The sequence below is a fragment of the Streptomyces angustmyceticus genome (genome assembly GCF_019933235.1).
In the GTDB taxonomy this organism is placed as follows: Bacteria; Actinomycetota; Actinomycetes; order Streptomycetales; family Streptomycetaceae; genus Streptomyces; species Streptomyces angustmyceticus.
The window spans coordinates 933,672-952,728 of sequence record NZ_CP082945.1 but is presented as its reverse complement, the minus strand read 5'-3'; the positions used below and the strand labels follow the sequence as shown (position 1 = coordinate 952,728).

Annotated in this window: 16 protein-coding genes; 8 read left to right on the top strand and 8 right to left on the bottom strand. The window is 74.0% G+C overall.

Features of this window, described 5'->3' with window-relative positions; genetic code table 11:
- Positions 1–25 precede the first annotated feature (25 nt).
- From ahcY to K7396_RS04650, 5 genes are all read right to left on the bottom strand, one after another.
- Complete coding sequence (gene ahcY, locus K7396_RS04670) at positions 26–1,483, bottom strand: adenosylhomocysteinase (RefSeq protein ID WP_086719964.1); 1,458 nt, start codon at positions 1,481–1,483, stop codon at positions 26–28.
- Between the two features lie 45 nt (positions 1,484–1,528).
- Positions 1,529–3,019, bottom strand: a complete 1,491-nt coding sequence (locus tag K7396_RS04665) for an alpha/beta fold hydrolase (RefSeq protein WP_223659641.1) — start codon at positions 3,017–3,019, stop codon at positions 1,529–1,531.
- A 98-nt stretch (positions 3,020–3,117) separates the two neighbouring features.
- The gene (locus K7396_RS04660) at positions 3,118–4,407 is read right to left on the bottom strand and encodes a nucleotide disphospho-sugar-binding domain-containing protein (RefSeq protein ID WP_086721069.1); all 1,290 of its coding nucleotides are present in this window, start codon (positions 4,405–4,407) and stop codon (positions 3,118–3,120) included.
- Positions 4,408–4,632: 225 nt separating this feature from the next.
- Positions 4,633–5,652, bottom strand: coding sequence for a methyltransferase (locus K7396_RS04655; RefSeq protein ID WP_152104190.1), 1,020 nt, complete (start codon positions 5,650–5,652; stop codon positions 4,633–4,635).
- Positions 5,653–5,806: 154 nt separating this feature from the next.
- Positions 5,807–6,190: a class I SAM-dependent methyltransferase gene (locus K7396_RS04650; RefSeq protein ID WP_086719079.1), complete on the bottom strand. Its 384-nt coding sequence runs from the start codon at positions 6,188–6,190 to the stop codon at positions 5,807–5,809.
- A gap of 201 nt (positions 6,191–6,391) precedes the next feature.
- Between K7396_RS04650 and K7396_RS04645 the strand changes: the two genes are divergently transcribed.
- The 5 genes from K7396_RS04645 to K7396_RS04625 all read left to right on the top strand — a co-directional run bounded on the left by K7396_RS04645 (position 6,392) and on the right by K7396_RS04625 (position 11,711).
- Entirely contained in the window at positions 6,392–7,408 is a 1,017-nt protein-coding gene (locus K7396_RS04645; RefSeq protein ID WP_086719080.1) for a Gfo/Idh/MocA family protein, read from the top strand.
- Between the two features lie 25 nt (positions 7,409–7,433).
- Positions 7,434–8,678, top strand: coding sequence for a cytochrome P450 family protein (locus K7396_RS04640; RefSeq protein ID WP_086719095.1), 1,245 nt, complete (start codon positions 7,434–7,436; stop codon positions 8,676–8,678).
- Between the two features lie 62 nt (positions 8,679–8,740).
- A complete protein-coding gene (locus tag K7396_RS04635) occupies positions 8,741–9,799 on the top strand; it encodes a methyltransferase (protein WP_086719081.1) in 1,059 nt (352 codons plus the stop codon).
- 72 nt (positions 9,800–9,871) lie between these two features.
- Complete coding sequence (locus K7396_RS04630; RefSeq protein ID WP_208629128.1) at positions 9,872–10,894, top strand: methyltransferase; 1,023 nt, start codon at positions 9,872–9,874, stop codon at positions 10,892–10,894.
- A gap of 94 nt (positions 10,895–10,988) precedes the next feature.
- Positions 10,989–11,711, top strand: a complete 723-nt coding sequence (locus K7396_RS04625; RefSeq protein ID WP_086719082.1) for an SDR family oxidoreductase — start codon at positions 10,989–10,991, stop codon at positions 11,709–11,711.
- 122 nt (positions 11,712–11,833) lie between these two features.
- On the opposite strand, the gene K7396_RS04620 is transcribed toward K7396_RS04625, so the two are convergent.
- Positions 11,834–13,006: a winged helix DNA-binding domain-containing protein gene (locus K7396_RS04620; protein WP_086719083.1), complete on the bottom strand. Its 1,173-nt coding sequence runs from the start codon at positions 13,004–13,006 to the stop codon at positions 11,834–11,836.
- A gap of 192 nt (positions 13,007–13,198) precedes the next feature.
- Positions 13,199–14,782, bottom strand: coding sequence for an MFS transporter (locus K7396_RS04615; RefSeq protein ID WP_086719084.1), 1,584 nt, complete (start codon positions 14,780–14,782; stop codon positions 13,199–13,201).
- A 248-nt stretch (positions 14,783–15,030) separates the two neighbouring features.
- Between K7396_RS04615 and K7396_RS04610 the strand changes: the two genes are divergently transcribed.
- The 3 genes from K7396_RS04610 to K7396_RS04600 are packed head-to-tail and all read left to right on the top strand — an operon-like array spanning position 15,031 to position 17,864.
- Positions 15,031–16,263 carry a class I SAM-dependent methyltransferase gene (locus K7396_RS04610; RefSeq protein WP_086719085.1) on the top strand — a complete coding sequence of 411 codons (1,233 nt, stop codon included), beginning with the start codon at positions 15,031–15,033 and terminating at the stop codon, positions 16,261–16,263.
- Positions 16,264–16,323: 60 nt separating this feature from the next.
- Complete coding sequence (locus tag K7396_RS04605) at positions 16,324–16,905, top strand: dTDP-4-dehydrorhamnose 3,5-epimerase family protein (protein ID WP_086719086.1); 582 nt, start codon at positions 16,324–16,326, stop codon at positions 16,903–16,905.
- Positions 16,906–16,916: 11 nt separating this feature from the next.
- The gene (locus tag K7396_RS04600) at positions 16,917–17,864 is read left to right on the top strand and encodes an NAD-dependent epimerase/dehydratase family protein (protein WP_086719087.1); all 948 of its coding nucleotides are present in this window, start codon (positions 16,917–16,919) and stop codon (positions 17,862–17,864) included.
- 57 nt (positions 17,865–17,921) lie between these two features.
- Here the strand turns inward: K7396_RS04600 and K7396_RS04595 are convergent, their stop codons facing one another.
- Entirely contained in the window at positions 17,922–19,031 is a 1,110-nt protein-coding gene (locus tag K7396_RS04595) for a winged helix DNA-binding domain-containing protein (protein WP_086719088.1), read from the bottom strand.
- Positions 19,032–19,057 lie beyond the last annotated feature (26 nt).

Below are 19,057 nucleotides of genomic sequence, written 5' to 3'. Positions count from 1 at the left end.
CCAGGTGTCGGCGGTTCCGGGGCGGTCAGTAGCGGTAGTGGTCGGGCTTGTACGGGCCCTCGACCTGGACGCCGATGTAGGCGGCCTGCTCCGGGCGCAGCTCGGTGAGTTTGACGCCGAGGGAGTCGAGGTGGAGGCGGGCGACCTTCTCGTCGAGGTGCTTGGGCAGCACGTAGACGTCGGTGGGGTACTCCTCGGGCTTGGTGAACAGCTCGATCTGGGCCAGCGTCTGGTCCGCGAACGAGTTCGACATCACGAAGCTGGGGTGGCCGGTGGCGTTGCCCAGGTTCAGCAGACGGCCCTCGGACAGCACGATCAGCACCTTGCCGTCCGGGTGCGTCCAGGTGTGCACCTGCGGCTTGACCTCGTCCTTGACGATGCCGTCGAGCTTCGCCAGTCCGGCCATGTCGATCTCGTTGTCGAAGTGACCGATGTTGCCGACGATCGCCTGGTGCTTCATCCGGGCCATGTCGGAGGCCATGATGATGTCCTTGTTGCCCGTCGTCGTGACGAAGATGTCCGCCGTCTCGACGACCTCCTCCAGGGTGGTCACCTGGTAGCCGTCCATCGCCGCCTGCAGCGCACAGATCGGGTCGATCTCGGTGATGATCACGCGGGCGCCCTGGCCGCGCAGCGACTCCGCGCAGCCCTTGCCGACGTCGCCGTAACCGCAGACCACGGCGGTCTTGCCGCCGATCAGGACGTCGGTGGCACGGTTGATGCCGTCGATCAGCGAGTGGCGGCAGCCGTACTTGTTGTCGAACTTCGACTTCGTCACCGCGTCGTTCACGTTGATCGCCGGGAACAGCAGGTCCCCGTCACGGTGCATCTCGTAGAGGCGGTGCACGCCGGTGGTGGTCTCCTCCGTCACACCACGGATCTCGGAGGCCAGGTCCGTCCACTTCTGCGGCGACTCGCCCAGCGAACGGGTCAGCAGCTCCAGGATCGCCCGGTGCTCATCGCTCTCCGCCGTCTCCACCGCCGGGACCTTGCCGGCCTTCTCGTACTCGACGCCCTTGTGGACCAGGAGGGTGGCGTCGCCGCCGTCGTCGAGGATCATGTTCGGGCCGCCGGTGGGCGAGTTGGGCCAGGTCAGCGCCTGCTCCGTGCACCACCAGTACTCCTCCAGGGACTCGCCCTTCCAGGCGAACACCGGGATGCCCTGCGGTGCGTCGGGCGTGCCGTTCGGGCCCACCGCGATGGCCGCGGCGGCGTGGTCCTGGGTGGAGAAGATGTTGCAGGACGCCCAGCGGACCTCGGCGCCCAGGGCGGCCAGGGTCTCGATCAGCACGGCGGTCTGCACGGTCATGTGCAGGGACCCGGTGATGCGGGCACCGGCCAGCGGCCGGGCGGCGGCGTACTCCTTGCGGATCGCCATCAGACCGGGCATCTCGTGCTCGGCGAGGGTGATCTCCTTGCGGCCGAAAGCGGCGAGGGACAGGTCGGCGACCTTGAAGTCCTGGCCGGTGGCTGCTGTCGTCATGCGGGCTGCTCCTCGGGGCGTGGCGGGCGGTGGGGCCGGGGCTTTTCAGACGGGGAGGGTGGCGGCGGGGGCGTCGGCCGGCAGGGCGGGGCGGGCGGCGGTCCCGGGCACGCCGGTGCGCTCGGGCGGCAGGGTGCCGTCCACGAGGTAGCGGTGGACATGGGCGTCCACCCGCGCGTTGCCGGACAGCACGAACACCTCGTGGTCGCCGGAGTCCTCGACCGTGACGAGGTGATGGCCGAGCCGTTCGGCCATGGCGACGCCGCCGGCGTAGTGGTCCATGGGGTCGCCGTCGGCCTGGACGACGAGCCCGGCCGGGTAGTCCCGGCGGGTGAGGGCGACGGGGCGCTCCGGCGCGGTGAAGGTGCGGAACGCGCCCACCCAGGGCTGTGCCCGCAGCACTCCGTACCCGTAGGGGAAGCGCCGGCGGAAATCCCGCATGTCCGCGAAGTAGGTCTCCGGGTCCGCGGGCCAGTCGTGTTCCAGGGTGATGGCTTCGAGGACGCCGCAGCGCAGGTCGCCCTCGTTGTCGCCGGGCCGCCAGGTGCCCTGCTCCGCCAGCAGATCGCGGATGCGCGCTTCGTCCCCGGCCCGCGCCGCGGCCCGTACGTCCCGTACCAGGAAGCCGAGTTCGGCCCACTGGGCACGGTCGGTGGCGCGGTTGCCCACCGCGCCGTCGAGGAGGGTGCGCATCCGGGTCCCGTCCGGCCGGCCTTCCAGGGCGGCGACCGCGTCCTCGACGGCGGCGAGCACCGCGGCCATGTCGGTGCCGAGGCCGAAGTGGCGGTGGCGTTCGCCGGCCCACCCGGCCCAGGCGTCCACATTGCGCCGGACGGCGTCCCCCTGCCACAGGAACTGCTCGCGCCAGGTCCAGCCGGGGTGGACGCAGGAGTCCAGGACGCTGCGGTCCAGGTGTGCGGGGAACAGCGCGCCGTAGACGGCGCCGACGTACGCCCCGTACGCGTACCCGACGAAGTTCACCCGCTCCTCGCCGAGGACGCACCGGATGAGGTCCATGTCCCGGGCGGTGTTGGGGGTGCTGATGTGGCGGCGCAGCGTGCCGCCGGCCCGCTCGCAGGCCAGTTCGCGGCGCCGCATGTCCTCGGCGAGCGCCTCGAAGGCGGAGTCGGGCGGACGGGAGTCGAACGGGGCCTGGGGAAGCGTCACTTCGGCGTGCAGCGGGGTGGAGGTGCCGGTGCCGCGTGGGTCGAAGCCGATGAGGTCGTAGACCTCGTGCAGCGGGGTGCCGGCGAACTTCGCCACCAGGCCCCGGCCCAGGCCCCAGTCGCCGCCGGGGCCGCCGTTGACCGCCAGCAGGATGCCCCGCCTGCGGGCCGGGTCGGTCGCCCGGTGGCGGCTGAGCGCGAGGGTCAGCCGCTCTCCGTCGGGATCGGCGTGGTCCCGGGGCACCTCGATGGTCGCGTACTCGACCGGGAGGCCGTCGTCGGTTGTGGCTGCCGTCCACCGTGGCCGCTGGGTGCGGAAGGCGTGCGCCGCGGAGGGGGGAGTCGGGGAGTCGGACCGCTTGATTACCACCGGGATCTCCGTTCTCGTGAGGACGTCAGCGTCGCGGTGGCGCCTTGAGAGGCCCTGGAACCGCTCCGGACCGGAACCGGGGGAGCCCGGGGGCGTGTTCAGCGCGCGGTGCGGTGGAGCGCGGTGAGCTTCTCCAGTACGGGCACCGTGTCGTTGGGGCTCGGCATGGCCAGCCAGTCCGCGTGCAGCCGCCGGGTGCCCTCCTGGAACGACGGTTCGGACAGGACCCGCAGGAAGCGGGCGCGCATCTCCGCCACCGACTGCTGCTGGGGATCCACCGCCAGGCCCGCACCGTGGCCGACCGCGTAGGCGGAGTTGGCGGCGTACGCCACGCGCAGCTCGTCCCCGACGACCAGCTGCGGGACGCGGTGCGCGACCGCCGCCGTGAAGGTGCCGATACCGCCGTGGTGGATGATCGCCGAGCAGCTCGGCAGCAGCAGGTTCAGCGGGAGGTAGTCGACGGCGCGGACGTTGTCCGGCAGGCGCTGCCCGGCCAGTTGGGACGTGTCGAGGGTGGCGATCACCTCGGTGTCCAGGCCGTCGACCATCTCCAGCAGCGACGGGACCAGCACCTTGTCGTTGTCGAACATCCGCTGGGTGGCGCCCAGCGTCAGCGCGACCCGGGGGCGGTCGGGCCGCGCGCCGAGCCAGGACGGGACGGCGGCCGCGCCGGTGTACGGGATGCGCCGGACCGGGACGGTACGGGCCCGGCTCGGCAGCCGCATGTCGGCCGGTGTCGGGTCGAGGGTGAACTGGCCCAGCAGGAGGTCGTCGTCGACCGGCACACCGTGGCGGGCGGCCGCCGGGCGGACGATCTCGGCCACCGGGTCCGGCAGCCCCGCGGCCGCCAGTTCGGCGCGGCGCAGGTCGATGCGGTGACAGGCCCAGCCCAGGTAGTCGCGCCCCCACAGCACCCGCCCGTGGGCCGCGCCGCAGGCCCGTGCGGCGACCGCGGCGGCCGGCCAGTTCGGGTCCCACAGCACCAGGTCGGGCTGCCAGTCACGGGCCGCGGCGACCAGGTCGTCGACCCCGCCCCAGCCGTGTGCCGCGGAGCCGTCCGCGGGGTGGAAGACGCGTGAGGACGCCAGGGTGTACGTGCTGACGGTGGCCCAGACGTCGCTGTCGCCGTCCTGGTCGATGCCCAGGGCCGTGGCGAGCCGGTCCCGGTGGCCGGCCGGCAGCAGGTGCTCGCCGACGGTCCCGGGGGAGGCGATGGTCTCCGGTGTGCCGAGCGGCACCGCGGGCAGGCCGGCGGCGGTGATGGTGCCGGCCAGGTCCGGATGGGAGGCGACCCGGACCTCGTGGCCGGCGCCCTGGAGCGCCCAGGCCACCGGCAGGGTCGGGTAGAGATGTGCGGTCAGTGGCCACACCACGATCAGTATGCGCATGGGGTTCCCCTCTGCTGTCCGGCCCGCGTCGCGGACCCGCCCCGGAGCGTCACACGCCGCCGTCGAGGGGGACTCGACTCCCCGTGGCCCGCTACCGGCCGCCCCGGCAGCCGTCCGCCCTGCCCGGGTGCGGAGCGTCCGGGCAGGGCGGGGGGGGCAGGTGCGCCGACGGCGGTGGGGCCGTGGGCGGCCGTGCGAGGTGGGCCGGGGCGGGCGGCCGCCAGGTCAGGCGATGACCGCCTCGATGACCGACATCAGGGACGGCGTCGGCAGTACGCGGGTGATCCGGAACCCGGCCTTGGTGAGGATCTCCTCGAACTCGCCCTGGGTGCGCTCCTTGCCGTCGTAGACGGCCATCATCATCACGTCGATGGTCTTGCTGGCGTCGAACGTGTTGCCCGGCGGGATGACCGGGTCGACGACCAGCAGCTTGCTGTCCTCGCGCATGCCCGCGCGTACGGCCTGCAGGATGCGCAGGCAGTTCTCGTCGCTCCAGTCGTGCAGGATGGACTTGAGCAGATAGTGGTCGTGGCCGGCCGGCACCGACGTGAAGAAGTCGCCGGAGGCGGTGGACCACCGGCCCGCCACCTCGGGCCCGTCCAGCTGGTGTTCGGCGATGACCGACGCCTGGTCGTACAGCGTGCCGGTGATCCGCGGGTGCGCGGCGAGCACCGAGCGCAGCAGGCCGCCGCGCCCGCCGCCGACGTCCACGACGGTGGCGCCGTCCGGGAAGTCGTAGCTCTGCGCGACGTGTTCGGTCACCAGGTGCGAGAAGCCCGCGGTGCCGGCGTTGAAGAGCGAGGCGGCGGCCGGGTCCGTGCGCAGGTGGGCGAAGAAGGGCGCGCCGTAGATCTCGTCGAAGGCGGTACGGCCCGTGCGGACCGTCTCGTGCAGCCGGCCGACGGGCTTCCAGTACAGGTCGTCGCCCAGCATCAGGAAGCTGTCGCGCAGCGAACCGGGCACCCCGGTGCGGAGCAGCTCCGCCATGGGCGTGAGGGCGAAGCGGCCCTCCGCGTCCTCCTGGAACACCTGGCGCGTGGACAGATAGCGCAGCACCCGGCCCAGGTGCGGGCCGTGCAGACCGGTCAGCTCCCCGAGCTCCTCGGGGGTGCGCGGGCCGCCGGCCAGATGGTCGGCGACACCGTGCAGGGTCACGGTGTAGAGCGCCGCCGAGTACAGAAAGCCGTTCATGTGCTCCGACAGCTGTGCGCTGAGCTCGGCGGCGTCGCCGTGAGCAGATGTCATCTTCGTCCTCCGAGGTGTAGGGAAGGCCCGGCTGCGGGCCCGGAGTGTGGCCGTGCTGCGTGGCTCCCACGGTGCCGACCGCCGCATGAGCGACGGCACAGGGCGGGTCGCACCCCGCCGGAGCGGCCGCCCTGGGCGCGGACGGTGCGCCCCGTCAGGCGCGGCGGATCCCGCGCGCGGCGACCTCGGCGCGCTCCAGCAGCCGGTCGCCGGCGTCGTAGACGTGGGAGACCCCGGAGCTGGTGAAGGTGTCCCCGGTCTGTATGACGTGCTGTTCGATGTCCACCCAGCCCGTGAACGTGCCGTCCGGGTCGAAGACCAGCTCGGCGAGCCGGAAGGAGAAACGGCCCGGCCCCGTCGCCGTCCAGCTCCCGGCGCCCACGCACCCCGGGCGCGGGCCGGCCAGCAGCAGGGTGCGGCCGTTGGGGGTGAAGCGCAGGGTGCTGGTGTACGTCCCGCGCTCCAGGAGCAGCTCCTCCGTCCAGGTGCCCACCGGGGTCGCCGCCGTCGCGGCCGGGCCGGTCACCGACTGGTCCATCTCCTGTGCCTCCTCACCCGCCGCACGCGGCGCCGCTGGAGTCCACAGCTTCCGGGCCGCCGCTCAACGACCGGTCGAGCCGCGGTCAGCCGGCCCGTGCCGGAGGCGCTCCGCGCGGAGCCGAGCCGGTGTCGAGCCCGCCCTCCTACCGTCGGCCCGACCGCCCCGCCGCCGTGTGCGGCCGCCGACGCAGGAGGAGCCATGCCGCCCCCCGTCCGGATCGCCGTACTGGGCTGCGCCGGCATCGCCCGCCGCCGCATGCTGCCCGCCTTCGCCCGAACGCCCGGCATCACACCCGTACTGGTGGCGAGCCGGGACGCCGCCCGCGCGAGGGAGCTGGCCCGCGCGTACGGGTGCCGGCACGTCCAGGGCTACGCCGCCGCGCTGGACGCCCCGGACGTGGACGCCGTCTACCTTCCGCTGCCCGCCGCGCTGCACGCCGACTGGGCGGAGGCCGCGCTGCGCGCCGGCAAGCACGTCCTGGCCGAGAAGCCCCTCGCGCTCGCCCCGGACCGCACCGGACGGCTGCTCGCACTGGCCGCCGCACGCGGCCTGGTCCTCGCGGAGAACGTGATGTTCCCCCACCACCGCCAGCACACCGCCGTACGCGCCCTGGTGCGCGCGGGCGCCATCGGCGAACTGCGCTCCCTGTCTGCCGCGTTCGCCGTCCCGCGCCTTCCCGACGAGGACATCCGTCACCGCCCCGAACTGGGCGGCGGCGCCCTGTGGGACACCGGGGTCTACCCCGTCCGGGCCGCCGTCCACCACCTCGGCGGCGGGCTGCGTGTCGTCGGAGCCGCTCTGTCCCGGGGGCCGGGCCGCCTGGTGGACACCGCCGGCTCCGCGCTCTTGGTCCGCGACGACGGGGTCACCGCCCACCTGTCCTTCGGCCTCGACCACGCCTACCGCAACGTCTGCGAACTCTGGGGCACCCGGGGCCGGATCACCGTCGAGCGGGCCTTCACCCCGCCCGCCGACCTGGCCCCCCTCGTCCGCCTGGAGAACGGCACGGGCACCCGGGAGATCCCGCTGCCCCCGGACGACCAGGTCCGCAACACCGTCCTCGCCTTCCGCACCGCGGTGCGCTCCCGCACCACGCCCCCGGACGACGGCATCCGCGAACAGGCCCGGCTGCTCGACGGGATCCGCCGCCGGGCGTACATCCGATCAGCGGACGACCCGGCCTCCACCGGGGCTCCCTACCGTGCCGGCCGATGAACCGTTCCCGTACGGAGGTGTCCTGGTGAGTGCAGAGCACATCGTCGACCTGGCGGCCCTGGGGGAGGAGTTCACCCGGGACCCGCACCCGGTGTACGCGGAGCTGCGGGCGCGGGGGCCGGTGCACCGGGTACGGCTCCCGGAGGGGTTCGAAGCCTGGCTGGTCGTCGGGTACGAAGCCGCCCGCGCCGCGCTGGCCGACCCGCGGCTCTCCAACGACTGGCGCCGGGCCGCGGGCGCCGGGGCGGGCGATCCCGCGGCCGCGCCGCACATGCTGATCTCCGATCCGCCCCGGCACACCCGGCTGCGCAGGCTGGTGGTCAAGGAGTTCACCCCGCGCCGCATCGAGGCCCTGGGGCCGCGGGTACGGGAGATCACCGACGAGCTGATCGACGCCGTGCTGAGCCGGCCCGACGGCCGGGCCGACCTCGTGGAGGACTTCGCCTTCCCGCTGCCCGCCGCCGTCATCTGCGAACTCCTCGGGGTGCCCTACGCCGACCGGGCGGACTTCCACGCCTGGTCCACCGAGGTCACCAAGCGCTCCGGCGGACCGCGGGCCGAAGCGGCGATGGGGGAGCTGGTCGGCTATCTGACGCGGCTGCTGGCGGACAAGGGCCGGCGGCCCGGTGACGATCTGCTGAGCGCGCTGCTGCGCACGAGCGAGGACGGCGACCGGCTGTCCTTCGACGAACTGCTCGGCATGGCCGTCCTGTTGCTCATCGCCGGCCACGAGACCACCGCCGGGCTGCTCTCCAACGGCATGCTCGCGCTGCTCCGCCACCCCGACCAACTGGCCGCACTGCGGGCAGACTTCGGGCTCCTCGACGGTGCGGTGGAGGAGATGCTGCGGCACAGCGGACCGACCGGGACCTCGCTGCACCGGTTCACCACCGCCCCCGTCGACCTCGCGGGCACCTGCATCCCGGGCGGCGGGGAACTCGTCCTCATCGGCAACACCCCCGCCAACCACGACCCCGTCCGCTTCCCCGACCCCGGCCGCTTCGACATCCGCCGCGACCCCCACGGCCATCTCGCCTTCGGACACGGCATCCACTACTGCTTCGGCGCCCCGCTGGCCCGGCTGGAGGCGCGGACCGCGATCCGGGCCCTGCTGGAGCGCTGCCCGGACCTCGCGCTGGACGCCGCGCCCGGCGAACTCGTCTGGCACCACAGCGCCATGATGCGGGGCCTGCCGCACGTCCCGGTCCGGGTGCGCCCCGCCCCCGGCACCCCGGCCGCGCAGGTGCACCACGCCTCAAGTGCTCGTTGAGGCAGGTCCTGCACTGTGACCAGGTCCGAAGGAGCACAGGCGGGAGTGGAAGGGAACAGGCGATGACCGACACGGCGAGTGAGCGGGACCCGTCGACGGGGTGGGCCGGGCCGACGGCCGACGCACCGCCGGAGGCGGCACTCATGCACCTCCTGATGGGGGGCTTCGTCACCCAGGCCATCGGCGTGGCGGCCCGCTTCGGCGTCGCCGACGCCCTCGCCCACGGGCCCCGGCACGTGGACGACATCGCCGCCGAGGCCGGCGCGCACGCGCCCTCGCTGTACCGGCTGCTGCGCGCCCTGGGCGACTTCGGGGTGTTCACCGAACTGGCCGGCCGGCGCTTCGCGAACACCCCGGCGGGCGCGCTGCTGCGCACCGACAGCACCCCCTCGCTGCGCGGCCTGGCGACGCACTTCGGATCGGGCTTCCACCGGGCCGCCTGGAGCGGCCTGTACGACAGCGTCCGCACCGGCGAGGCGGCCTTCGCACGGGTCCACGGGGCGCCGCAGTTCGACTACTACCGCAGCCACCCCGAAGAGGCCGCGGTCTTCGACGCGGCGATGACGTCGGTGGCCTCCGCGATCTACGCGACGCTGGAGTCCTACGACTTCGGGCGGTTCGCCACCGTCGTCGACGTGGGCGGCGGCAACGGCGCCTACCTGTCCGGCATCCTCGCCTCCCACCCGGAGCTGCGCGGTGTCCTCTTCGACCTCCCCGACGTCGTCGAGCGCTCCGCCCCGGTCCTGGCCAAGGCGGGCGTCGCCGACCGCTGCGAGGTGCGGGGCGGCTCCTTCTTCGACGAGGTGCCGCCGGGCGCCGACGCCTATGTGCTGACGGCCGTCATCCACGACTGGGACGACGAGTCCTCGGTGCGCATCCTGCGCAACTGCCGCGCCGCCATGCCCGCGCACGCCACCCTGCTCCTGGGCGAACCGGTGCTGCCGGACGGCCCGGAGCCCTCCGTCGGCAAGCTCCTGGACCTGGAGACCCTGATCGGCACGACGGGCCGGCAGCGCACCGAAGCGGAGTTCCGCGAGCTGCTGGACCGCGCGGGGCTGCGCCTCACCCGCGTCATTCACAGCTCGGGACCGGACAGCCTCGTCGAGGCCGTGCCCCGCTGACCGTACGGCACCGCACCCGGTGACCCGGTGGACAAGACCTCAGCGCAACGGACGAAGGAGTGGGATCAGCCGATGGGCAGCGACAGCGCACAGGACGGCAGTCTGCGACTGCTGGAAATCAGTGAGAGCTTCATCTACGCACGGGCGCTGCATCTGGCGGCGGAGCTGCGGATCGCCGATCTGCTGGCGGACGGCCCGCGCCCGACGGCGGAGCTCGCCGAGGCCAGCGGCACCCGGCCGGAGGCCCTCCACCGCCTGCTGCGGGCGCTGGCCGGCCGCGGAGTGTTCACCGAGGTGGCGCGCGGCCGCTTCGGCCTCACCCCGGTCGGCGCGTGCCTGCGCTCCGACCACCCGCGGTCCGTCCGGGCGACCGTGGCGCAGGCCGGCCGGCTGACCGCGACGACGTTCCAGCACGCCGAGGAGGTGCTGCGCACCGGCGAAGGGGCCTTCACCACCGCCTTCGGGCAGCCCGTCTGGGAGTACCTGCAGGAACACCCCGACGAGGGCGCGGACTTCGACACCGCGATGCACGAGCACAGCCGGATCGAGCGCGACGCGATCGTGGCCGCCTACGACTTCTCCCGGGCCGCCCGGCTCGTGGACATCGGCGGCGGCGACGGCACCCTGCTGGCCACGGTCCTTCAGGCCCACCCGGAGACCGCCGGGGTGCTGTTCGACCTCCCGCACGTCGTCGAGCGCAACCGGATCGGCGACGCCGGGCTCACCGGCCGCTGCGAGATCGTCGGCGGCGACCTCTTCGGCGAACTCCCGGCCGGCGGCGATCTGTACATGATGAAGTCGGTGCTGCACGGCTGGACCGACCGGGAGGTCGTCGGCATCCTCACCGGCTGCCGGCGGGCGATGAAGCCGGACGGCACGCTGCTCCTGATCGAGCGGGTGATCCCCGCCGGGGACACCCCGCACTCCAGCAAGGCGTTCGACCTGGCGATGCTCGTCATGGCCGGCGGCCAGGAGCGGACCGAGGAGGAGTACACGGCGCTGCTCACCGAGGCCGGGTTCCGGGTGGAGCGGGTCATCGGCACGGACTCGTCCCTGAGCATCGTGGAGGCGGTGCCCACGGGCGCCGCGCTCTGAACCGGCCGGGCGGCCGGGGCCCGCGGGCCCCAGCCGCCCCGGGTGCTGAGCCGGGGACCAGCCGCGCCCTAGCGGACGGTGGCAGCCTCGCTCCATGACTGCCACCGCGAAGATCGCACTGATCACCGGCGCCACCAAGGGCATCGGCCACCAGGCCGCCCGGCAACTGGGCGCCCAGGGCGCCGTCGTCCTGCTGGGCGCCCGCGACCCGGCCCGCGGCGAGGCCGCCGCGAAGGCGCTGCGCGCGGAGGGCGCGGACGCGCACGCGGTGCCCCTCGACGTCACCGACGCCGCCGGGGTCGCCGCCGCCGCACGGCACATCGACGAGCGGTACGGGCGGCTCGACATCCTCGTCAACAACGCCGGGATCAACGTCGAATGGCCGGCCGGCGCGCCGAGCACGCTCACCCGCGACGCCCTGTGGGCGACCCTGGAGACGAATGTGTTCGGCCTGGTCGAGGTCACCAACGCGCTGCTGCCGCTGCTGCGGCGCTCCCCGGCAGGACGGATCGTCAACGTCTCCAGCGAGATGGGCCTGCCCGCCTGGCTGGACGGATCCGAGATGCCCGCGATGACCGCGTACAGCGTGTCCAAGGCGGCGGTGAACATGCTGACCGTGCTCTACGCCAACGAACTGCGGGGCACCGCCGTCAAGGTCAACGCCTGCTCGCCCGGTTTCGTCGCCACGGACATCAACCGGGGCGTCGGCGAGCGGACGGCCGCCGAGGGCGCCGAGATCGAGGTCCGCCTCGCGACCCTCGGCGACGACGGGCCGACCGGCCGGTTCCTCAACGACGCCGGCACCGTGGCGTGGTGACGGCGAGGGCCTGAGGGCGGCCGGGTCCCGCGGGGCGCTTCGCGCACCACCGGGCCCGGCCGGGCGCCGCGGTGCTCAGGACGCCCGGCCGGGAAGGGCTGCCGCTGCGCGTGGGGCCGCCGTTACGCGTGGGGGCCGACGCCCACCGTCCCGATCGTCAGCTCCGCGGTCCCCTCCAGGACGCACTCCAGCCGCTCCACCTGCGCGTCGAGTTCCGCGCGCTGCGCGGCCGTCAGGGGTGTGCCCGGTTCGACGGTGACGGTCAGCCGGCGGCCGGACCGCCGCTGGTGCCAGACCCCGCCGACCACGCCGTCGATCAGCAGGACCGGGTAGTTGCCGGCCTGGCCGCTGGGCGTCAGCGCCCGCTGGGCCATGGCCCCGGGGTAGAGCCGCTCGCGGGGCTGGCAGGCCACCACATAGGCGTCGAAGTACGGCAACAGCCGCACCCCGCGCGGCGGTTCCTCCGGCGTTGCCGTGTCGCCCGCGTTCACCCAGGCCGCCGTGCCCTCCAGGTCGACGCGCTGGAGTGCGCCGCCCAGGGAGTCGAACAGCTCGCCGGCCCAGCGCGGGGAGACATTGAGCCACCGTGCGAAGTGCTGCGGGGTGGCGGGGCCGTAGGCGTGCAGATACCGCTCCACGAGCCCGGCCAGCGCCGCCGTGCCGTCCGTGGCGCGGCCCCCGGTCAGGTGCTGCGGGTGGGTGTACGTCACCTTGCGGCCGCGGTTCGGCCCGAAGCACAGCTGCCCGCGGTGCGAGGCCAGGGTGATGGCCTGCCGCCAGCGCGGCCACATGCCCTGGAAGGCCGGCATGACCAGGTCCCCGGCCCAGGGGCCGGTGGCGGCGACGACGGCCTCGCTCAGCTCGTCGATGGTCAGTTCGGCGTCCCGCAGGGCCGCGCCGACGGCCGCGACGACCTCCTCCGTCTGCTCGTCCGTCATCCGGACGTCCTTGGTGAACGGGCTCGGCGAGGGCGGCAGCGCGCTCAGCGCGCCCACCCACATCGGCAGGTCGGCCGCGGGCAGCAGATGGACGGTGCCCCGCGGCCCGTACATCTTGATCAGCCCGGCCTCGTCCCACAGGGTCTTGCGCACCACGCTGCGGGTGATGCCCTCGCCCCGCATGCCGATGGACAGTTCGGCGGCGCTCAGCACCTGGGCGTGCGCCCCGCACAGCGCGCCGACGATCCCGGCGGGGTCCAGCTCGGGGGCCGGCGCGGCGAGGGCGCTGCGCTCCAGCCGCCGGGCGGAGACCGCCGGCCACCGCAGCCGCACGGCGTCGTGCGTGGTGTCGCTCATCAGTGATCACTTCCTGTTCCTCGCGGCGCCCGCGGCGACGGGCGGACTGGTGAACCTACCCACTCCGGCTCGTGCGCGGCTCGACCGGCGCTCGACCCGCGTCTCCGTGTCCCGGGCGCAGCACGACGGCCGGCCCGCGGGCCCGGGAGGGGCCACGGACCGGCGCGTTCGGGCGCGGCGGCGGGCGGGGTGTCAGCCGGCGGTGGGTGTCGGCGCGTTCGCGGCCGGCGTGGCCTCGGCACGCGCCGCCGGGGCGCCGTCGGACGACGAGGTGCCGGCGTCGGCGGCCGGGGCGCCGGCGTCCTCCTCGGCGGGCGGCGCGAACTGCGCGCCGGCGGCCTTCGGCAGGGCGAACATCAGCAGGAAGGCCAGCGCCATGCCGCCGATCACCCACCACAGGGAGTGGGTGAACGCCGTGATGAAGGCCGTACCGCCGGTCGGCGCCGGCGTTCCCGCGTCGTCCACGACGGTGAAGAAGGCCACCGACGTCAGCCCCAGGCCCAGGGACAGGCCCACCTGGTTGATCGTGTTGATCAGGCCCGACGCCGAACCGGCGTGCTGACCGGGTACTTCGGACAGCACCGCGCTGGTCAGCGGCGCCATGATCATGCCGAGGCCGCAGCCGCCCACGACCAGCGGGAGCGCGATCTGCGCCGGAGTGACCCCGGTGCCCTGCTGGTGGGCGATCCAACCGTAGAGGCCCAGCCCGACGATCATCAGCAGCGCCCCGGCCTGGAGCACCTTCCGGCCGAAGCGCGGGACCAGCTTCGGCACGGCGACCATGGCGACACCGGCCATGGTCGCGCCGAACAACAGGCTCGTCAGCGCGGCCCGCAACGGTGTCCAGCCCAGGCCGACCTGCATGTACAGCGCGCCGGTGAGGGAGAACAGGCCGAAGGAGGTGCCGAAGGCCAGCTGCACGACGATCCCGGCCGCGAAGCTCCGGATGCGGAACAGCGACAGCTCCAGCAGCGGGGAGGCGTCCTGCCGCACCTTGGCGCGCTGGTGCAGGACGAACAGCGCGAACACCACGACGCTGCCGGCCATGGAAGCCGGGCACCAGGCCGGCCAGCCCAGGTCACGGCCGCGGGTGAGCGGGAAGAGCAGCATGAACAGGGCCAGCGTGACGAGGGTGACGCCGGCCAGGTCCAGGCGCGGTGCGCTGGGCGCCTTGGACTCGCGCACGAAGCGGTGTCCGAGGATCAGACCGGCGATCCCGATCGGCAGGTTGACCAGGAAGATCGGGCGCCATTCGAGGCCGAAGAGGTTCCACTCGGTCAGCAGGGCGCCGAGGACCGGACCGGAGACCGCCCCGATGCCGCAGACGGCGCCGAACATGCCGAAGACCTTGCCGCTCTCCTCCGGGGCGAAGGTGACATGGATGATCGACAGCACCTGCGGCACCATCATCGCGGCCATCCCGCCCTGCAGCACACGGGAGATGATCAGCATGTCCGGCCCGGTCGCCAGGCCCGACAGCGCGGACGCGAGGGTGAAGCCGGCCATGGCGAGCAGGAAGACCTTCTTGCGTCCGAAGATGTCGCCGAGCCGGCCACCGGTGACCAGGCCGATGGCGAACGCGAGCGTATAGCCTGCCGCGATCCACTGCACGGCCGTGTAGGAAGCATGGATGTCCCGCTGGATGCTCGGAATCGCGATGTTGATGATCGTCGCGTCGAGCAGGTCCAGCAGGGTCGCGGTCAGCAATACGGCCAGTGCCATCCAGCGCCGGGCATCCGCGACCGGTTCTGCCGCTGTTTCGCGGGCGGAGCTCATGGGCCTCTCCTGATACGGGGGTTCGGGCGTGTCGACCGAGCCTGCTGCACCCCACTAGAGCCTCGCTCGGGTCTCGCCGGAGCCGGGGGTTCCGCCTCCGGTGCGCGCGGGGCACGGCAGCGGCGGCCGGCCGCCGGAGGACGGGACGCGGGCCTTCAGCGGCGCTCCACGGGCGTTCGAGTCCGGTCCCCGACGGTGGGGGCGTCCGAGCCGGCCCGGCTCGCCGTTCGACGCGCCCTGGAGGACGAATGGTCATCGATGCCTGCCGCATCTGCGACAACCGCACGCTGTTGCCCGTGCTCGACCTGGGCCCCTCCGCCCTCACGGGCGTCTTCCCCGCGACGCCGGACCAGCACGTCCCCACCGTCCCGCTGGAGCTGGTGCTCTGCTCGCCGGACGGCTGCGGTCTGCTGCAACTGCGGCACACCGCCGACCTGGGGCTGATGTACGGCGAGCACTACGGATACCGCTCGGGCATCCGGCCGTTCATGATCGAGCACCTGCGCGGCAAGGTCGCGGAGATCACCGCACGGGTCGCGCCCGGCCCCGGCGACCTGGTGCTGGACATCGGCAGCAACGACGGCACCCTGCTCGGCTGCTACCCCCGCAACGGCCTGACGCCGGTCGGCATCGACCCCTCGGGCGAGAAGTTCCGCGCCTCCTACCCGCCGCACGCGGAACTGGTCACCGACTTCTTCTCCCGGGAGGTCTTCACCGAGCGGTTCGGCACCCGGCGCGCCAAGGCGGTCACCTCCATCGCCATGTTCTACGACCTGCCGCGCCCGCTCGACTTCATGCGCGACGTCGCCGCCGTCCTCGACGACGACGGCGTATGGGTCATGGAGCAGAGCTATATGCCGGCCATGCTGCAGGCCACCGCCTACGACGTGGTCTGCCACGAGCACCTGGAGTACTACGCGCTGCGGCAGATCGAGTGGATGGCCGAGCGCGCGGGGCTGGAGGTCATCGACGCCCGGCTCACCGACGTCTACGGCGGCAGCCTCTCGCTGACCCTGGCCAAGCAGGGCAGCCGGCACGCCGCCGACCACGCCGCCCTCGCCCGCGTCCGCGCCCACGAGCGGCAGTCGGGCCTCGACACCCCGGCCCCCTACGAGGCGTTCGCCCGGCGGGCCGTGGACTCCCGCGACCACCTGGTGGAGTTCCTCGCCGACTCCCGCAAGGCCGGGAAGCTGACCGTCGGGTACGGCGCCTCCACCAAGGGCAACGTCATCCTCCAGTACTGCGGCCTGGGCCCGGACGACCTGCCGTGCATCGGCGAACCCAACGAGGAGAAGGCCGGCTGCTTCACCCCCGGCACCGGCATCCCGATCGTCTCCGAGGCCGACGCCAAGGCCCTCGCGCCGGACCAGCTGCTGGTCCTGCCCTGGATCTACCGTGACGGCTTCGTCGAACGCGAGGCCCCCTACCTCGCCCACGGCGGAAAGCTGGTCTTCCCGCTCCCGGAAATCACGGTCCTGTGAGGGCCCCGGCCGCGCCGCGGACCACCCGCCCGACGCCCCGTCAGGGACGGTGGTGAGCCCGTGCGCACCCGAGAGCTCGCCGTGTCCGGCGCCTTCGAGTTCACCCCGGACGTCCACGCCGACCAGCGGGGGGTGTTCGTCTCGCCGCTGCAGGAGGACGCGTTCCTCGCCGCCGTCGGCCGCCCCTTCCCGGTGGCACAGACCAACCACAGCAGGTCCGCCCGCGGGGTGCTGCGCGGGGTGCACTTCACCACCGCGCCGCCCGGCCAGGCCAAGTACGTCCACTGCGCCCGCGGCAGGGCCCTGGACGTGGTGGTCGATCTGCGGCTGGGGTCCCCGACGTTCGGCGCCTGGGACACCGTGGACATGGACGAGGGGACCTGCCGGGCCGCCTACTACCCCGAAGGGGTCGGGCACGCCTTCCTCGCCCTGGCGGACGACACCGTGATGTCGTACCTGGTGTCCACCGGCTACCGGGCGGAACGGGAGCTGGCCGTCAGCCCGTTGGACAAGGACCTGGCCCTGCCGTGGCCGGTCGGAGTCGACTTCGTCCTCTCCGACCGGGACCGCCTCGCCCCCGGCCTGGCAGAGGCCACCGCCCGGGGGCTGCTGCCCCGCTACGCGGACTGCGCACGGGCCTGACGGGAGCCTCGATGACCACGACAGACCTGCCCCGCCGGGTCGCGGTCCTGGGCGCCACCGGCTGTGTGGGCCGCCACCTGTGCGCGGCCTTCGCGGCCCGGGGCACGGACGTCGTCGCGATCGCCCGCCGGCCCGCCCCGCACCCGCCCCGCCATCCGTTCCTGCCGCTCGACCTGGCCCGGTGCACGGGCGCCGGGCTGGCCGCGGTCCTGGCGGACGAGGACGTGGACACGGTCGTCAACGCCACCCTCGGCTGGGGCAGTACACCCGAGGAGATGGCGTACGCCAACGTCCGCCCCGTGGAACGCCTGCTGGCCGCGCTGCCCCGGCTCCCCAGGCCGGTGCGGCTCGTGCACCTGGGCACCATCCACGAGTACGGCCCGGTCCCGGCCGGCACCTCCCTCGACGAGGACGTCGCACCGCGCCCCGCCTCCCTCTACGCCCAGGCCAAGCTGACCGCGTCGCGCCTGGTGCTGGCGGCCGTCCGCGGCGGGGAGGTCCAGGGCTCGGTGCTGCGGCTGACCAACACCCTCGGGCCGCACCCGGCCAAGGAGAGCTTCTTCGGGGCCCTGGCGGCACGGCTGCGGCAGGCCGACCCGGCCGAAGGGCTCGACGTCACGGTGGCCGCGGCCCGGCGCGACTTCGTCGATGTCCGGGACGCGGCCGACGCGGTGCTCGCCGCGGCGGCGGCGTCCACCGCCGAACCGCTGGTCAACATCGGCCGGGGCACCGCGGTGGACATCCACGCCCTGGTCCGCACCCTGGTCACGGTCAGCGGCCTGCCCCCGGACGCCGTCCGGGTCCGCCGGGACGACGTGCGCAGCCGCAGCGCCGGCGCCGACTGGATCCAGGTGGACCGCTCCCGCGCCGAGCGGTCGCTGGGCTGGCGCCCGCGCCGCGACCTGGCCACCTCGCTCCGCGACATGTGGGACACCGTGGGCGGTCCGCCGCCCGCCTGAGCGGACGGCGGACGCGGGAGCCGGTGGCCGCCCGAGCGCCACCGGCTCCCGCGTCCGCTACCCGATCACGACCTCGCCCGCCGCGGGCCGCCCCGTCGCGCCCGTGCCGTCGGGCCCCCGCAGAAAGCCGGACAGCAGCCCGGCCTCCTCCCGTACCGCGGCCGCCTCCTGCGGGCCCAGCGGCCGGAACGGGGTGACCTCCACGGTGCCGTCCCGCCAGGACCAGATGCCGCGCACCCAGCCGTCGACCAGGAACACCGGGCTGACCTCGCTGCCGACGATCACCCGCTTGCGGTCCTCGTCGCCGATCACCCGGGTCCGGTCCGCATGGCTGAGGATCAGGTTGTCGAAGCGCGGCAGGAAGCGCACCGGCGCGGGCCGGTCCGGGTCGGCGAGAGCGGCGCCGGGCACATCGAACAGCTCCCGGCCCGTGGCGTCGTGGTACACCCGCAGCCGCGACCGCATGCCGTCGACCACCTCCCGCAGCCTGGTCAGACCGCACCACGCCTGGACGTCCCGCACCGTGGCCGGCCCGTAGGCCGCGAGGTAGCGCAGGATCACCTCGTCGACGCGGGGCCGCCGCGCCATCGGGCCGCCGAGCCACTCCTCCGCGAGGACCACCCCGGTGGCGCCGCGCCGGCCCCAGACGCCGCTGGGCGGCGGGTGCACATGCGCCACCAGGGACTGCACGACGTAGGCCAGGGCGAGGCTGTCCCGCCCGGGGAACCGGGCCGCCAGCGCCCGGCCCAGCTGCGGGCGGGTGAGCCCCTCGCCGCTCAGCAGCTCCCGCCCCGCCCGCACCAGATCGTCCGGGTCCAGCCCCTGGACGGCCCGCCCGAACGCGCCCTGGCGGGCCTTGCCGAGCACCGGGGCCAGCAGCGGGTGCAGCGTGCGGAAGTCCTCGGCGTCCACCAGGTGCTGGGTGTTGCGCTGGAGCTTGGCGCGGACCACGCGGCGGTCGTGCAGCAGCGCGGTCAGCGCGTCGTGCCGGAAGTCCGCGAGCCGTGCCCACAGGCCCGTATAGGGCGCGTCGGGCTCCTGGCCCTGCAGGCCCATCAGATGCCGGACGGCGTCGAGCGGGGTGCGGGCGGACCGGTCCAGCAGCAACTGCCGTTCCAGGTACGTGCGGTTGAGGGTGCGTGGGGAGAGCGGGGAGAGCGGGGGCATACGGGCCAGTGTCGCCCTCCGCACTC

What these genes read in the sequence shown, in the direction of transcription:
- ahcY (WP_086719964.1), bottom strand. Translation starts at nt 1,483, where the DNA reads ATGACGACAGCAGCCACCGGCCAGGACTTCAAGGTCGCCGACCTGTCC.
- K7396_RS04660 (WP_086721069.1), bottom strand. Translation starts at nt 4,407, where the DNA reads ATGCGCATACTGATCGTGGTGTGGCCACTGACCGCACATCTCTACCCG.
- K7396_RS04655 (WP_152104190.1), bottom strand. Translation starts at nt 5,652, where the DNA reads ATGACATCTGCTCACGGCGACGCCGCCGAGCTCAGCGCACAGCTGTCG.
- K7396_RS04650 (WP_086719079.1), bottom strand. Translation starts at nt 6,190, where the DNA reads ATGGACCAGTCGGTGACCGGCCCGGCCGCGACGGCGGCGACCCCGGTG.
- K7396_RS04645 (WP_086719080.1), top strand. Translation starts at nt 6,392, where the DNA reads ATGCCGCCCCCCGTCCGGATCGCCGTACTGGGCTGCGCCGGCATCGCC.
- K7396_RS04635 (WP_086719081.1), top strand. Translation starts at nt 8,741, where the DNA reads ATGACCGACACGGCGAGTGAGCGGGACCCGTCGACGGGGTGGGCCGGG.
- K7396_RS04630 (WP_208629128.1), top strand. Translation starts at nt 9,872, where the DNA reads ATGGGCAGCGACAGCGCACAGGACGGCAGTCTGCGACTGCTGGAAATC.
- K7396_RS04625 (WP_086719082.1), top strand. Translation starts at nt 10,989, where the DNA reads ATGACTGCCACCGCGAAGATCGCACTGATCACCGGCGCCACCAAGGGC.
- K7396_RS04620 (WP_086719083.1), bottom strand. Translation starts at nt 13,006, where the DNA reads ATGAGCGACACCACGCACGACGCCGTGCGGCTGCGGTGGCCGGCGGTC.
- K7396_RS04615 (WP_086719084.1), bottom strand. Translation starts at nt 14,782, where the DNA reads ATGAGCTCCGCCCGCGAAACAGCGGCAGAACCGGTCGCGGATGCCCGG.
- K7396_RS04610 (WP_086719085.1), top strand. Translation starts at nt 15,031, where the DNA reads ATGGTCATCGATGCCTGCCGCATCTGCGACAACCGCACGCTGTTGCCC.
- K7396_RS04600 (WP_086719087.1), top strand. Translation starts at nt 16,917, where the DNA reads ATGACCACGACAGACCTGCCCCGCCGGGTCGCGGTCCTGGGCGCCACC.
- K7396_RS04595 (WP_086719088.1), bottom strand. Translation starts at nt 19,031, where the DNA reads ATGCCCCCGCTCTCCCCGCTCTCCCCACGCACCCTCAACCGCACGTAC.